At 58.0% G+C, this 14,324-nt stretch carries 11 protein-coding genes; 3 read left to right on the top strand and 8 right to left on the bottom strand.

The features are described from left to right. The first annotated feature begins 205 nt into the window (after positions 1 to 205). Positions 206 to 688, top strand: a complete 483-nt coding sequence (locus GRI44_RS04220; RefSeq protein ID WP_160600172.1) for a pyridoxamine 5'-phosphate oxidase family protein — start codon at positions 206 to 208, stop codon at positions 686 to 688. A gap of 89 nt (positions 689 to 777) precedes the next feature. On the opposite strand, the gene GRI44_RS04215 is transcribed toward GRI44_RS04220, so the two are convergent. Together GRI44_RS04215 and GRI44_RS04210 are read right to left on the bottom strand one after the other, a co-directional pair. After that, positions 778 to 2,349 carry an amino acid permease gene (locus GRI44_RS04215; protein WP_160600171.1) on the bottom strand — a complete coding sequence of 524 codons (1,572 nt, stop codon included), beginning with the start codon at positions 2,347 to 2,349 and terminating at the stop codon, positions 778 to 780. Between the two features lie 106 nt (positions 2,350 to 2,455). Beyond that, a complete protein-coding gene (locus GRI44_RS04210; protein ID WP_160600170.1) occupies positions 2,456 to 3,898 on the bottom strand; it encodes a sodium-dependent transporter in 1,443 nt (480 codons plus the stop codon). Between the two features lie 149 nt (positions 3,899 to 4,047). Between GRI44_RS04210 and panB the strand changes: the two genes are divergently transcribed. Together panB and GRI44_RS04200 are read left to right on the top strand one after the other, a co-directional pair. Continuing rightward, a complete protein-coding gene (gene panB / locus GRI44_RS04205; protein WP_160600169.1) occupies positions 4,048 to 4,920 on the top strand; it encodes a 3-methyl-2-oxobutanoate hydroxymethyltransferase in 873 nt (290 codons plus the stop codon). An 83-nt stretch (positions 4,921 to 5,003) separates the two neighbouring features. After that, on the top strand, positions 5,004 to 6,089 hold the full coding sequence (locus GRI44_RS04200; protein WP_160600168.1) for a DUF475 domain-containing protein: 1,086 nt from the start codon (positions 5,004 to 5,006) through the stop codon (positions 6,087 to 6,089). 27 nt (positions 6,090 to 6,116) lie between these two features. Here GRI44_RS04200 and GRI44_RS04195 read toward each other — a convergent pair whose 3' ends face one another. From GRI44_RS04195 to GRI44_RS04170, 6 genes are all read right to left on the bottom strand, one after another. Then, on the bottom strand, positions 6,117 to 7,049 hold the full coding sequence (locus tag GRI44_RS04195) for a bile acid:sodium symporter family protein (RefSeq protein WP_232842966.1): 933 nt from the start codon (positions 7,047 to 7,049) through the stop codon (positions 6,117 to 6,119). 68 nt (positions 7,050 to 7,117) lie between these two features. After that, the gene (locus tag GRI44_RS04190) at positions 7,118 to 8,902 is read right to left on the bottom strand and encodes a tetratricopeptide repeat protein (protein ID WP_160600166.1); all 1,785 of its coding nucleotides are present in this window, start codon (positions 8,900 to 8,902) and stop codon (positions 7,118 to 7,120) included. Continuing rightward, positions 8,886 to 10,262 carry a PEP-CTERM-box response regulator transcription factor gene (gene prsR / locus GRI44_RS04185; protein WP_232842965.1) on the bottom strand — a complete coding sequence of 459 codons (1,377 nt, stop codon included), beginning with the start codon at positions 10,260 to 10,262 and terminating at the stop codon, positions 8,886 to 8,888. The genes GRI44_RS04190 and prsR overlap by 17 nt, the downstream gene beginning before the upstream one ends. After that, the gene (gene prsK / locus GRI44_RS04180) at positions 10,259 to 12,409 is read right to left on the bottom strand and encodes an XrtA/PEP-CTERM system histidine kinase PrsK (protein ID WP_160600165.1); all 2,151 of its coding nucleotides are present in this window, start codon (positions 12,407 to 12,409) and stop codon (positions 10,259 to 10,261) included. The genes prsR and prsK overlap by 4 nt, the downstream gene beginning before the upstream one ends. Then, positions 12,409 to 13,794, bottom strand: a complete 1,386-nt coding sequence (locus GRI44_RS04175; protein ID WP_160600164.1) for a TIGR03013 family XrtA/PEP-CTERM system glycosyltransferase — start codon at positions 13,792 to 13,794, stop codon at positions 12,409 to 12,411. Before GRI44_RS04175 ends, prsK begins: the two co-directional genes overlap by 1 nt. A gap of 124 nt (positions 13,795 to 13,918) precedes the next feature. Then, positions 13,919 to 14,209, bottom strand: coding sequence for a hypothetical protein (locus GRI44_RS04170; protein WP_160600163.1), 291 nt, complete (start codon positions 14,207 to 14,209; stop codon positions 13,919 to 13,921). Positions 14,210 to 14,324 lie beyond the last annotated feature (115 nt).

Genomic DNA, 14,324 nt, shown 5'->3' with positions numbered 1-14,324 from the left:
AGGAAGCGTCACAATATCATCGGCAGGCGATGCGGCAGGAGGGGGTGAAATGTCTGGATGCATAATGGAACGACTCACTTGTTCTTATTATGTTCCAATCATTGCTGCTTGGCAATTCATCTGCGGCAAAGCCCGCATAATCATCCACAGCGGAACCAAATCACGCCCGGTTTCGTTGATGAACCAAACACGAACAGGAGAATTTATGAAGTATCAGGACGGCAAAGCGGACGAGATCAAGGAAAAATTCTGGAAGTCCATGGCGGATTCATCCTTTGTGATGTTGCAGCTTGATGGCGATTCAAAAACCGCGGTTCCCATGACAGCCCAGCTGGACAAGGATGCCAACAGCTCGATCTGGTTCTTCACCCAGAAGAACAGCAGCTTTGCCAAACTCGGCCCGGTTACAGCCACGCTGGAAAGCAAGGGGCATGATCTTTTTGCCCGCTTCCATGGTAATCTGGCCGTTGAAACCAGCCAGGAACGGTTCGACCAGTTCTGGAACAACTTTGTTGCCGCCTGGTATGATGGCGGCAAGGAAGACCCGGATATTCTGTTCCTTCGCATGGATCTTGGCGATGCCGAAATCTGGGACGCCGATATGGGCCTGATGAAAGTGGCCAAGATGGCGCTGGGCATGAATGTCCATGATGATGCGGAAAAGAACCACACCAAAACATCGCTCTGAACGAACGACAATAAACAAAAAGGCCGCTCCTTCGAAAGGAGCGGCCTTTTTTATTGATCCGGCAAGAACCCGATCATTCGAGCGCCCTATTATTTATGAGGCGGGTCGATTGGAATGGTGGTTTCAACGCCTGCAATATCATCCACAACTTCCACGACACCGCGGCCCAGATGGCTGCGGCCACGGCTGTAACCGAAATAGACCAGCAGCCCCAATGCACCCCATGCGGGCAGCACCAGCATGGCAGCAAATGGCAGATTGACGAACAGGAAGATGCACCCGGCAATTGTCGCAGGCCCCACCAGCCACAGCGCCGGTGTTCTGAAACTGCGCTTTATGTCAGGCGCAGTCCGGCGCAGCACCATCACTGCAATGGCCACCATCATGAAGGCATAAAGCGTGCCGGCATTGGCAATATCCGCCAACTGGCCAACCGGGAAGAAGGCGGCCCCTACCGCCACTACCAAACCGGTGATTGCAGTTACAATATGCGGCGTTTTCCACTTGGGATGCACGCGGCTGAGCACATCAGGCAGCAAGCCATCACGGCTCATCACGAAGAAGATGCGCGTCTGGGCAAAAATCAGCACCAGAATAACCGATGGCAGGGCAAGGAACGCGGCAATGCCAAGGGCGTTGCCCACTTCGGAAAAGCCGATCTGCCTCAGCACATGGGCCAGCGCCTCATCAGAACAGACAAGCGCCTGGATGTGCTGCGGCAAGGCGCACTGACGCGCCAGTTCTTCCGACCCTGCCGGGAATGGAATACCGCCCGGCCCCATGATTGGCTGCCCGCCAATGGTGCCGATGGCACCTGCTGCGACCAGGATGTAGAAAACGGTACAGAACAGCAGAGATCCGACCAGGCCGATCGGAACATTGCGCTGCGGGTTCTTGGTTTCTTCCGCAGCGGTGGAAACAGCATCAAACCCGACATAGGCGAAGAATATGGTGGCAGCCGCGCCCACCGCGCCAACGCCTGTACCCAGCCCGCCAAAGACACCGGCAGGCAGGAACGGATTAAATCGCGCAAGTTCGACCTGCGGGATGGTGAGGAAGATGAACACGGTCAGCGCGGTCACCTTGATCGCCACCAGAATAGCATTGAACATTGCCGATTCCCGCGTGCCGATCATCAGCAGCCAGGTTACCAGCAAGGCGATTACCAGCGCTGGCAGATTGATCAGTCCGCCCGGTGCGCCGCCCAGCGCCAGCGGGCCAGCAGCCAGAAACGCGGGCAATTGTATGCCGAAAAATTCATTCAGGATCGTGCCGCTGAAATATCCGGACCAGCCTACGGATACTGCACTGGCAGCCACCGCATATTCAAGGATGAGCGCCCAGCCCACGGTCCAGGCGAGAAATTCGCCCATGGTGGCATATGTATAGGTGTAAGCTGACCCTGATACAGGGATCATGGCGGCAATTTCAGCGTAGCATAATGCGGCAACAATACAGATCGCCCCGGCGATGGCAAAAGCCAGCATCAGGCCCGGTCCGGCCTTTTGCGCGCCGGCAGCAGTCAGAACGAAGATACCCGTCCCGATCACACAGCCAATGCCGAACAGCATCAGCTGGAACCAGCCAAGCGAGCGATGAAGTGATTTCTTCTCCGCAGTCGCCAGAATGGCACTCAGCGGTTTTACGCGGTCTAGAAACATGATGAGAGCATCCCCCAGACTCGGCTTGGAAATTTACCGCGCCGCCAGCCTGCGGGAATGCTTTTATGCAGTTTTTTCGTGCCCGCAATCGGGAATCGTCATGCCATCAACCGCCGCTGCCGGCACCGGTAATGGAGGGGAAGATGCCGACCACCAGAATGACCGTCAAAACCGCCGGGCAAAGCCAGCGTACCAGAAAACGCCAGAATTTGTGCAGGCCGCCACTAAGGCCGTTTTCTCCATCAATGAGCCGCTGGTCTGCCACCCATCCAACGAAGATAGAGGTTAGAATCGCGCCAATGGGCATGAAGAACTTGGCAGTCAGCCCGTCCAGCACATCAAACATGCCCTGTCCGGCAAAGATGGGAATGAAATCCAGCGGGTGAAAATCAGCCAGATCGTTGAACGACAGCGCCGCCATCGTACCCAGAACCAGCGCGCCAAAGGCCACCAGTGATGATGCGGTAACCCGCGAAAGATTGAACTTTTCCTTGGTCCACGCCGTCGGCGCCTCGAGCAGGCCAACCGAACTTGTCAGCGCGGCAAAGCCGACCATGATGAAGAACAGCAGGCCGACGAAAGAACCGGCGGGCATTTGCTGGAAGGCAATCGGCAGGGTCTGGAACATCAGCCCCGGGCCGCCATTGGCCTCAAGCCCGGCAGCAAACACGATCGGGAAGATGCACAGGCCCGCAAGGAGCGCCACTGCGGTATCCGCCGCCCCGATGATGAGCGATGTGCCCGCCAGGTTCAGATCGCGGCCGACATACGCGCCATAGGTAATCATGCCAGCGACACCCAGTGACAGGGAAAAGAACGCCTGCCCCACAGCGGCCAGCATTACCGAACCGGTCAGCTTTTCAGGATGGAAAGTGAACAGATACGACAAGGCTTCTGAAAAAGCGCCGGTGAACGCGCCATAAACCGTGATTGCCAGAAACAAGGCGAAAAAGGCAGGCATCAGCCATGTGGCAACAAATTCGATCCCGCTCGAAACGCCGCGAGAGACGAAATAAAGCGTGATGGCCAGAAACACGAAATTAAGGCCAGCCATCAGCATTCCATTGCCGAACAGGCCGGGAAGCAGCGCCTCGATATCGCCCGGTGGCCGCCCTTCAAAGGCGCCGCCAACCAGACCTGACGTGAACAGATCCTGCGCAAAAACGCCAATGTAATAGAGAACCCATCCGCCAACTACGCAATAGAAACTCAGCACCATGAACGCGCCCAGCACGCCGAGGGAAGCCAGCCCGCCCCAATGTTTTGATTTCTTGGATTCATACGCCATGCGCCGCACGCTTTCAGGCGCGGACGCTTGACCATGCCGCCCGATCAGCGTTTCCGACAGCAGGATGGGCAGCCCGATCAGGACCACGCACAGGATGTAGAACAGCACAAATGCGCCGCCGCCATTGGCGCCAGCTTCTGCCGGGAAACGCCACAGATTGCCCAGACCGACCGCAGAACCGACCGCTGCAAATATGAATGCGGAGCGGGAGGACCATCCATCGCGCGGCGTAATCCCGTCAGATCCGGTGGTTACAACCATTATTTCTCATCCCCCCAGAGGCAATCTGTGCTTTTTGCTGAAGCGGTCTTGTGCAGACATTTACCCCCAAGGTCGAGAGGGCGCGGCAATTTATCGCCCGGACCATCATCTGCTTTGCCTTTATGTCACCACAAAGCTAGACCGGCGCGATGTCCACCACATTCCAGCTTGATACCTCGACCAGCCGCGCCAATCCCACCCCGCAGGTGATGAAACGGCTGACCGTGCCGAAAATCCGCCAGCGCAAGCAGGACGGCGTAACGGCAGAGCTGCTGGTGATGCTGACAGCCTATACTGCACGGCAGGCCCAATTGCTGGACGCCCATTGCGATCTGCTGCTGGTGGGGGATTCGCTGGGGCAAGTCATTTACGGCCTGCCATCGACGATCCCTGTAACCCTGGATATGATGGCCAACCATGCCGCCGCAGTAGTTCGCGGCAGTTATCATTCGGTGGTGGTGGTGGATATGCCATTCGGTTCGTATGAAAGTTCACCCCAGCAGGCATTTGAAAGCGCCGCGCGGCTGCTGAAGGAAAGCGGCGCTGCCGCGGTAAAGCTGGAAGGCGGCGTGGCGATGGCGGAAACCGCCGCATTCCTTAACCAGCGGGGGATTCCGGTGATGGGCCATGTCGGCCTGACCCCGCAGGCAGTCAATGTTCTGGGCGGATATGCCGCACGTGGCCGCAGCGATGCGGAAGCTGACAAGATAGTGACCGATGCCAAGGCGCTGGATGATGCAGGCGCATTCGCCATCGTGGTCGAAGGTGTGGTGGAAACCATTGCAATTGACGTCACGAAGGCAGTGTCTTGCCCCACCATCGGCATCGGGGCATCGGCCCAGTGTGACGGGCAGGTGTTGGTCACCGAAGATATGCTGGGCATGTTCGAACGGGTGCCCCGCTTCGTGAAGCGTTACGAGGATATTGCCGGGATCATCGAAAAGACAGTTGCTACATATGCCGAAGAAGTGCGGGACCGCAGTTTTCCGAGTGTGGAACAGACCTACCAACCCAAAAAGTAATTTCGCGCCATTTCAATTCAGGCTGCTGGCACCGCATCATAGAGCGGCGTGGCAGGTCAAACAGGTTTCAAGGCTGGAATACCATGCTCCAACACTACAAAGGTTCCGTCATCTTCACTCTGGTCTGCCTCGCGCTTGGCGCGTGGTACGGCTGGGAAAGCACGGGCAATTTGCCGGATACGCTGGCGCTGCTGTGGATTATCGCCGTGCTGTCGGTGCTCGAAATCTCGCTCAGTTTCGACAATGCGGTGGTCAATGCGACTGTGCTGAAAGACATGGACGAGATTTGGCAACGCCGGTTCCTCACTTGGGGCATGGCGATTGCCGTATTCGGAATGCGGGTGGTGTTCCCGCTGGCAATTGTGGCGATTGCCGCCGGGCTTGGGCCGATAGAAACCATCAACCTGTCGCTCAACGATCCGGTGCGATACGAACAGATCGTGTCGTCAGCCCATATTGGCATTGCCGGTTTTGGCGGCGCTTTTCTGGCCATGGTCGGGCTGAAATTCTTTTTCGATGCCGACAAGGACGTTCACTGGATTGGCGTGGTTGAACGCAAACTTTCAAAGTTTTCAGCTATCCCCGCGCTCGAAATTGCGCTGCTTTTGCTGGTGCTGTGGGGCATTTCATCAATGCTGCCCGAAGCAGAGGCACTGACCTTCCTGGTCGCCGGTATGCTGGGCATCGTTACTTTCATCGCGGTCGAGGCTGTCGGCACCATTCTTGAAATGCGCGAGGCGGAAAAGCGCGCGGCAGGCCAGCTTGTGCGTTCAGGCTTGGGCGGGTTTCTCTATCTTCAGGTGCTGGACAGCTCGTTCAGTTTCGATGGCGTCATTGGCGCCTTTGCCCTGTCTAACAATATGATCGTGATTGCCCTTGGCCTGTCCATCGGTGCCATGTTCGTCCGGTCCATGACCATTCATCTGGTGAAGCAAGGCACGCTGTCGGAATATCGCTTCCTCGAACATGGGGCGTTCTGGGCTATCATCGCGCTGGGCGGGATCATGCTTGCTTCGGCAGTGTTCCATATTCCTGAAACAATCACCGGCCTGATCGGCGCCGTTCTTATCGGCATTTCGCTTTACTGGTCCGTCCGCCATAATCGCAGGGATCGCGAAATTGGCGCCGACGGGATTGTGCAGGCGGATGTCCCCTCACGGCCTCATTGACTGGACTTGACTAGACTGGACTGGGCGTCACTGACCGGCAGGATTGAGCCTGTTGGCCAGCGGCGCTGACACCACCAGTTGCAGCAAATGATAGATCAGCAACGGCACCAGTATCAGCCCGGCGCTTGATGCCGGAAACAGCACCAATGCAAGGGGCGCGCCCATTGCCACGCTTTTGTGCGCCCCGCCGAACAGGAACGCTATTCTGTCCGGCTTTTCCAGCCGCAATGCGCCGCCCACCAGCCATGCGCCGCCGTAAGCGATGATCAACATGCCGGTGAGACCCGCGAGCAGCCATCCCCAGCTGCCAGCATCCAGCAGGCACCATATCCCCTGCTCCACCGCGCCTGAAAACGCGACATAGACAGCAATTGCAATGGCGGTCCGGTCCATCCACCGGACCAATACCGGGTTATCGGTGACGAATTTGCCCCCTTTGGCCTGGAGCAACTGACCAAGGGCAAATGGCAAGATCAGGATCATGACGATTTTGGTCAGGCCGCTTGCCCCTAGCTGCGCCTCTGCCCCGCCGCCAAGCACAGTGAACAGCGGTACGCTGACAAACACACCCATGATGTTTAAAAGCGCGGCAGCGACAACCGCAATGGCCACATTGCCGCCAGCCATGGAGGTGTAAGCCGTGGCAGACTGCACCGTGGTGGGCAAAGTGCCAAGATATAGAAAGCCCAGCGTCACCAAGGGTGGCAGCATGGGCGCCATCAACCGGGAAACGCCAAGCCCGACCAGTGCAAGGACCAGAAATGACCACGCTGCAAGCACTGCCAGAAACCGCCAGTTGCCAATGCCCCGCGCCACTTCGGTGCGCGATAGCCGCATGCCATTAAGGAAAAACAGCAGGAAAACAGCCATGTTCGAAACGAGTTGGGCGGCATCACGCCCGGCCCCTGTTGCAGGCAGCAGGGTGGCCAGAACAATGGCCAGCGCTAGCAAACGAACCATGGGGTCTATCCGTGAAAGCATGGGATATGCCCTGCCCCATCGCTGGCCGGATTGTCGAGCAGCAGCACTTAACTGCCAGTGGGTAGTTTCGCAGCCTTGTTCAGCAATGCCCGGGCCTGCTGAGACTGGCGGGGGTCTGCTGCCAACAGTTGGCCAAGGCGCGCGGTAGAAACACGGTTCATCCGCTGGAGCCGATATGCTGCCATCATGGCAGGACCGGCTGACTGCCCATCCCCGTTCTGCGCCATTGCCCAAGCCCATGATGACATGACGTCAGGATCGCGTGACCGTCCATGCAGGAGAGCATGGCCCAGCACCATCTGCGCGCGGCTGTAATCGCCCCGTGCGGCTTCCATCCCAGCCAGCATCACGGCAGCTTCCGTATTGGACGGCTGATCCAAAAGGGCCCGTTGCAGCAGATGCAAAGCGTCTTCATCACGGCCCAGAGCGATGTGGGCGTGGACCATTCTGCGCCCGAGCGGCCATAGCTGACGAATGCGGCCTGCCTGCTGATATAGTTCCAAGGCCCGCGCTGGCTGATTGGCAGACAGATAAGCGTCGCCTGCCAGCCCCATCGCATCGGCCGATCCCGGATTGCGCAGCAGCATGTCGCTGGCCCCCTCGATCGCCGCTTGTGACCGGCCTTCGCTGATCAGGGTGCGAACCCGCAGCACGGCATCTGCGGCATTGGCAAGATCGCTCATGCCATCTGGATCAGTGTCCGGACCGCCTTCCAGCAGCCCCAGCGCGCTGTTTGCGCGTAATGCCGCATGGTCCAGAAAGGGCGCAGCATTTTCCCGGTCTCCCAGAATTTCGTATGATCGGCCAACCAATGTGGCAAGATAAGGGGGCATCGACTGGTGTGGTTGCGTGCTGCCGAACCGATGCACAAGTTCACGATGATTTCCACCCAGCGACAGGCTGCGTGCCAGCAGATTGCGAATGCGGGTGTTGCCTGGCTGCTGTGCCTGCAACAGATCCAGCGTTTGCGCGGCGCTGGCAAAATTGCCATTTTCCAGATCGATGATGGCTGACAGCAGCATCCCTGCTGGCATCTGGCGTCCATAATCGCCGCTGCGCGCCAACAGGTTGCGTGCAAGGTCAAACTTGCCCGCCCGCGCTGCGATCACTGCCTGAATATACAATGCCCGACCATTACGCGGGGCCAGAGCGAGCATCTGGCGCGTCCTTTCCAAAGCAGTCCGGGCGTGGCCCATTTCACCCAGAGTGGCCGCATAATCCCCCAGCAAGGCAACATCATCGGGCGTAACCTCCAGCGCTGCCTCGAACCACGGTATGCTTGCCTGCATTCCTTGGGCATCGCGCACCAACTGGCCGCGAAATTGTAGTGCGGCAGCATTTTTCGGGCCCAGTCTGGCAGCGTGCAGGCTGGCTTCCACCGCTTGCGCCTGTTCACCGCCGCGATAGCGCAGCCTGCCGATATCAACCCATAATTCCGGGTCGTCAGGGCTGAATTTCAGCGCATTGTCGAATGCCTGCCCTGCCTGCGGCAAGCGGCCTTCTGCCATTTCCAGCCTGCCCAGCATATGAAAGCCCCGCGCCTGATCTGCGGCGGCAAAATCTGCCCCGCCCAGCCACTTGCGCGCTTCCCGCAAGGCACCCTGCTGCAATTCTGCCTGGCCCAGAAAGGCGGCAACATCCCTGCGCGGGGTGCCATCTGCCAGCATCTGCCGTAAAATGACTTCGGCGCCCAGACCATCGCCCGCAGACAGCGCCTGCCGGGCCATCTCTGCGGGCGGTGCTGATTGTTCCGGCGCGCTACACGCGGTGCTGCCAGCCACCAACAGCCCGACCAGCACCGTTTTCAGGACATGGTCAGGCCTGAAGATCATATTGTTTGAGCAGATCATACAGCGTGGGCCGGCTGATCCCCAGCATCTTGGCCGTGCTGGAAATATTGCCTTCCGCGCGGGAAAGCGCGTGGCGAATGACTTTCCTGTCGGATTCCTCGCGCGCGGATTTGAGGTTGAGCGGATCATCCGTGCCGTCTTCAGCGCCTTCCAGATCGAGGTCTTCGGCGCTGATCAATTTGCTGTCCGCCATAATCACCGCGCGTTTTACGCGGTTTTCCAGCTCTCGCACATTGCCGGGCCAACCCCACCCATCAATTGCCGCCAACGCATCAGGCGCAAATCCTTTCACCTGTGGGTTCATCTCCTGCGAAAATCGCTTGAGGAAGGCCTTGGCGAGCAGCACCGGGTCGCCCGCGCGTTCTGCCAGTGCTGGGATTTTCACGACTATTTCGGCAAGCCGGTAGAACAGGTCTTCACGAAACTGCGCCGCGGCAATCATCGCCTCCAGGTCCTGATGTGTGGCGCACACAATGCGCGTGTCCACCGCGATGGCCTTGCGTCCGCCAATTCGCTCGATGGTCCGTTCCTGCAGAAAACGCAGCAGCTTTACTTGCAATGGCAGGGGAATGTCGCCCACCTCGTCCAGAAACAATGTGCCGCCATGCGCTTGTTCAATCTTGCCTTCGGTCATTTTGACAGCGCCGGTAAAGGCGCCTTTTTCATGGCCGAACAACTCGCTTTCCAGCAGATTTTCAGGAATTGCCGCGCAATTTATAGCTACAAATGCGCCATTGTTCCGGTCACTTGCATCATGCAGCCCTTGTGCCAGCAGCTCCTTGCCGGTGCCGCTGGCACCCAGCAACATGACCGATACGTTGGTCTTTGCCACCCGCTCAATCGTGCGCGCTACTTTCACCATTTCGGGTGCGGCGGTAATCATGCGGCCCAACACAGTCTTGTCATCGCCTACGCGCATCGCAAGCTGCCTGTTTTCCTGTTCGATACGGTGCAGGTTCAGCGCCCGCCTGACGATGAGGCCAAGCGCTTCGATATCAACCGGCTTCTGATAGAAATCATACGCCCCATGCTGAATTGCCTGAAGCGCACTTTCCCGCGCCCCATGGCCTGATGCGACAATCACCTTTGTATCAGGCTTCAGCGCCATGATCGCATCCAGCACGGCAAAACCTTCAGAAGTGCCATCAGGATCAGGCGGCAGGCCAAGGTCCAGCGTCACTACGCCGGGTTCATCAGCCCTCAATGCGGCAAGCGCACTGTCCCTGTCGCCCACCACGGTCACGTCGAAATCTTCATACGCCCATTTCAGCTGGGCCTGAAGGCCGGGATCGTCTTCCACGATCAGCAGCTTTGGCAAATTTTTGTCAGTCTGCGCCATCATGCAACCTCTGCTTTGTAATCATCGGGACCGCGGCTGAGAAATTCCGCCGCTGCAAACAGCGGCAATTGCACGGTGAAGCGTGTGCCAAGGGTTTCGCGCGTTTCAACTTCCAGCCGGCCGCCCATCGCGCGGATCATTTCGCGGGATTCAAATGCGCCGATGCCAAAGCCGGCCGGTTTGGACGAAACGAAGGGTTTGAACAGGCCGTTGCGGACAAATTCCGGGCTCATTCCGCAGCCTGAATCGATCACATCAATGCGGCCATTTACGCCATCTGTTGAAATGTCGAGATAGACAGGCAGCCCCGCATCGCTCGCTTCCACGGCGTTATGCACCAGATGCACCAATGCCTGTTCCAGCGCTTCAGGGTCTGCCAGCACTTTGCCTGAATCCTTGCGCACCACGCTGACGGGGTGAATGCTGGCATAGCGCTTTACGACCAATGCCGCGATTTCACCCAGATCAACCGCCTCGCGCTTGTCACTTCCATGCGTGCCATATCGGCCAAGCCGGGCCAGCAGCCCATTCAGCTTGTCTGCGCTGTTGGTCAGCGTGACCAGCATATCGGCGCGGAAGGCCGGGTTGTCCGCATGGCGTTCGGCATTGCGGGCCAGAAGCGCCATCTGGCTCGCCAAATTCTTGATATCATGCATCACAAAGGCGATACGGCGATTGAAATCTTCAAACCGGGCAGCTTCCATCAACGCCTGATGGCCGGATTGTTCAGCCAGATAACTGGCCAGCTGTTGGCCGACCACGCGAAGCAGATCGAAATCTTCCCAGTCGAGCCGTCGCGGCGCAGCAGGCCGGCTTAGAATGATCACGCCGGTCAGCCTGTCAAAATGGATCAGCGGCACCAGCGCCCATGCCTTATCAGCATCTCTCAACCAGTTGGGCAGCAATTCCGCTTCACCGTAACGGTCACTGCCCAGGCGCACATCATCAAGATCAAGGATGAAACTGTCATTTTCGAACAATTCTGCAAGCTGCACAGGCATGGCGATTGCAGGCACGTCGATGTCGGGCCAGCGCCAGCGTGAGGCCAGCTGGTATGCGCCATTTTCATCGGGCAGCAGCAGCAGGCCAGACGGGCTGTCGGTAATGTCTGCCATCGCTTTGACCACCCGTTCGGGCAGCGATGATGAACTGTCAGCGCCCTGCCCGATGGTGCGGGTAAAACGCAGCCATTCGGCGCGGTAATCGTAGCGGTGCTGGAACAGGTGTTTCACCGTCATCACCCGCAGCCAGCGCCGCATGCGCTGCGATGGCAGCCACAATAAGGCCGCCACCGAAGCAAAGAAAAGGAAGCCCACCTGCGTCAAACGGGCAAAGTTTCCGCCCAGCATGGCCAGCGACTGGGCAATCATCACCATCACCAGCAAGTAACCGCCAATCAGGATGAGCGAGAGCGTCCGGAATGCCACTTCTCGTGAGGGCCGCAGCCGCAACTGTGCCGACATGCTGGCCGTGCCAAAAGCCACCAGAATGGCGACAAGCGCCGTGACCAGACCGCGCAAGGCCGCCATTTCAAACGGCAGATGGCCAGACAGGTACCCAATGGTGAAATAATTGAGGTCATATGCCCACATGGCGCCCAGTGCGATGGCGCTCCATTGCAGAACCTTGCGCGCGACGTCCGATGCACCGCCATACAGATTATGCAGCAGCACCAGCGCGCCAACCGATACCATGATGTAAAACAACATGCTGATTTCATAAGTCAGCGTTGCGTCGCTTGCGCTTTGGGCCAGCTTCATTTTCGCCAGCAGCAAGGCAATTTGCAGGATTTCCACGAATGCCAGCACCACCACCACTGGCCGGATGGGGGTCAGGCTACGGTGCCTGCCATCATTGGCAAACAGCCGATACAACACAAAAATCCACGCCAGGTTCCGGCCAGCTTCTGCCAATGTCGCAGCATAGGCATAAGGTCCAAGGGCTGCGACTATGGCGCTCCACAAGGCAGTCAGGCACAGCGCGCCAATAGTGGCAGTGCGGTCCGGGCGGACCTGCACGTCAGCATGTTCGGCACGGGCGGGTTTTTCGACCCGGTGAATAAGCCAGCCGGCAGCGATTGCACAGGCAATAGCCCCCATCAGGTGCAAGGCAAAGCTGGCGATCAGCCAGCCCTGGGGCCAGGCCGCCATCATCGCGCACCTTCCGGCCAAAGGACGACGCGCAGGGTCTGCAACAGGATCAGCAGATCGAGGAACGGCGTATAATTCTTGGCGTAATAAAGGTCATATTCCAGCTTATGGCGAGAATCCTCGATCGACGCGCCATAGGGATAATTGATCTGTGCCCAGCCCGTGATGCCCGGCTTTACCATGTGCCGTTCCGCGTAATATGGTAGCTGGTCGTCCAATTCGGTCACGAATTTCGGCACTTCCGGGCGCGGGCCGACAAAGCTCATCTGCCCTTTCAGCACGCTCCATGTCTGGGGCAATTCATCAATCCGCACCTTGCGGATGAATTTGCCGATGCGGGTCACGCGCGGATCATTGCGTTCCGCCCATTTCGACCCGTCTTTTTCAGCATCGATCCGCATTGACCGCAATTTGATGATGTCGAATGGTTGGCCGTAAAGGCCGATGCGCGACTGACGAAAAAACGCCGGGCCCTTGCTGTCCATTTTGACCAGCAAGGCAAACAGGGCGATAATTGGCAGGGTGAATACCAGCAGCAGGCAACTGGCAAATATGTCGAACAGCCGTTTGGCCGCGCTTGAAATCATCCGGCCCGATGAAAATCCGTCTGAAAAAATGAGCCAGCTGGGATTGACCGTATCAAGATCCACCCGCCCCGTTTCGCGTTCCATGAAGCTGCTGAAATCATTGACGTGAACACCCATCGTCTTGATCCGCAACAGGTCTTTCAGGGGCAAGGCGTTCCGGCGTTCTTCCATCGCCAGCACCACCTCACTCGCGCCGATATTTTCGACAAAGCGGCCCAGATCATGGATGGCAGCGCGCGGAATTGCTTCCAGCACGCCGGTCTCGCTTTCGCTCAGTCCGATATAGGAAACGATGACAAAGCCGCTTTCGGGCCGTTCGGCCAGCTTTCGCAACCGTAACGCACGCGTTCCGGCGCCCAGCACCATGACCCGGCGGCGAAATGCGGAATTGCCCAGAAATCCGCCAATAATGATGCGGTTGGCGATCACGAAAATGATCGCCAGACCCATGGCGTAGATTAAGGTCGAGCGCCAGAATGTCACGCCCGGGACAATGTAATCGATGAAAGACAGCGCAATGATGCCAAGGCTGATGGCGACCAGCAATCGGGCGCAGGCAAAACGCATGGAGCGCGTGGCCTCGCTGCCGTAAACGCCGACAGCAATCATCGCGGTCCACACCACCAGCGCGAAACCTGCAAGCGGCAGCAGTCGGTCAGCCAATGGGCCGATAGCCATGCCCAGCTGAGATGCGCGCACCATCCAACCCAGTTCGCCCGCCAGAAACAGCAGGCCCAGGTCAATGAGACTGAGCAGCAAAACCGCATTGGGTATGTAATGTTTAAACAGACGGATCATCGTGTCCCGGCCCGGCACTCCTTCTCGAAGAGCACCGGACTAGGACACAGAAGTGAAATGTCGGTAAATTTTACAACAGTAAATTTTCCGCGCTTTTCTGCGCGGCTTAACGCTTAATTTGGCGTTACTCTCCGTCAGTCACGTCATTCGCGACGTCCTGGACAGCATCACCCGCCTGCTGCGCGGCATTGCCTACGTCATTGGCGGCGTTCTCGATCGCCGTATCCTTGGCAACTTCTGAATTGCTCATGCTGGTAAAGGCCCAGATTGCAGCAGCCACTGCAATCAATAGCACCAGAATAAGGCCAATCCCCATTCCGCCGCCACTTTTCTCAGGCCGGTCAGTGACGACAGTCGTCGTCGTGTGGGTCGAACCATCAGGTTCTTCAACACGTGTGGTGCGTTCTTCAGTCATGTTCTTCTCCCTGTAATTCATCCCATAACGCGTATGGCGCAGGATGGTTTCATAACCCTTGCACCGGGCTCGGTTCGCAGCTTTCATCAAGCTGCACGAAACATCGTGCAACATC

Origin of the sequence: Allopontixanthobacter confluentis, from assembly GCF_009827615.1 — a bacterium.
In the GTDB taxonomy this organism is placed as follows: Bacteria; Pseudomonadota; Alphaproteobacteria; order Sphingomonadales; family Sphingomonadaceae; genus Allopontixanthobacter; species Allopontixanthobacter confluentis.
Note: the sequence above shows the minus strand (reverse complement) of the source record. Positions and strands in the feature narration are given on the sequence as shown.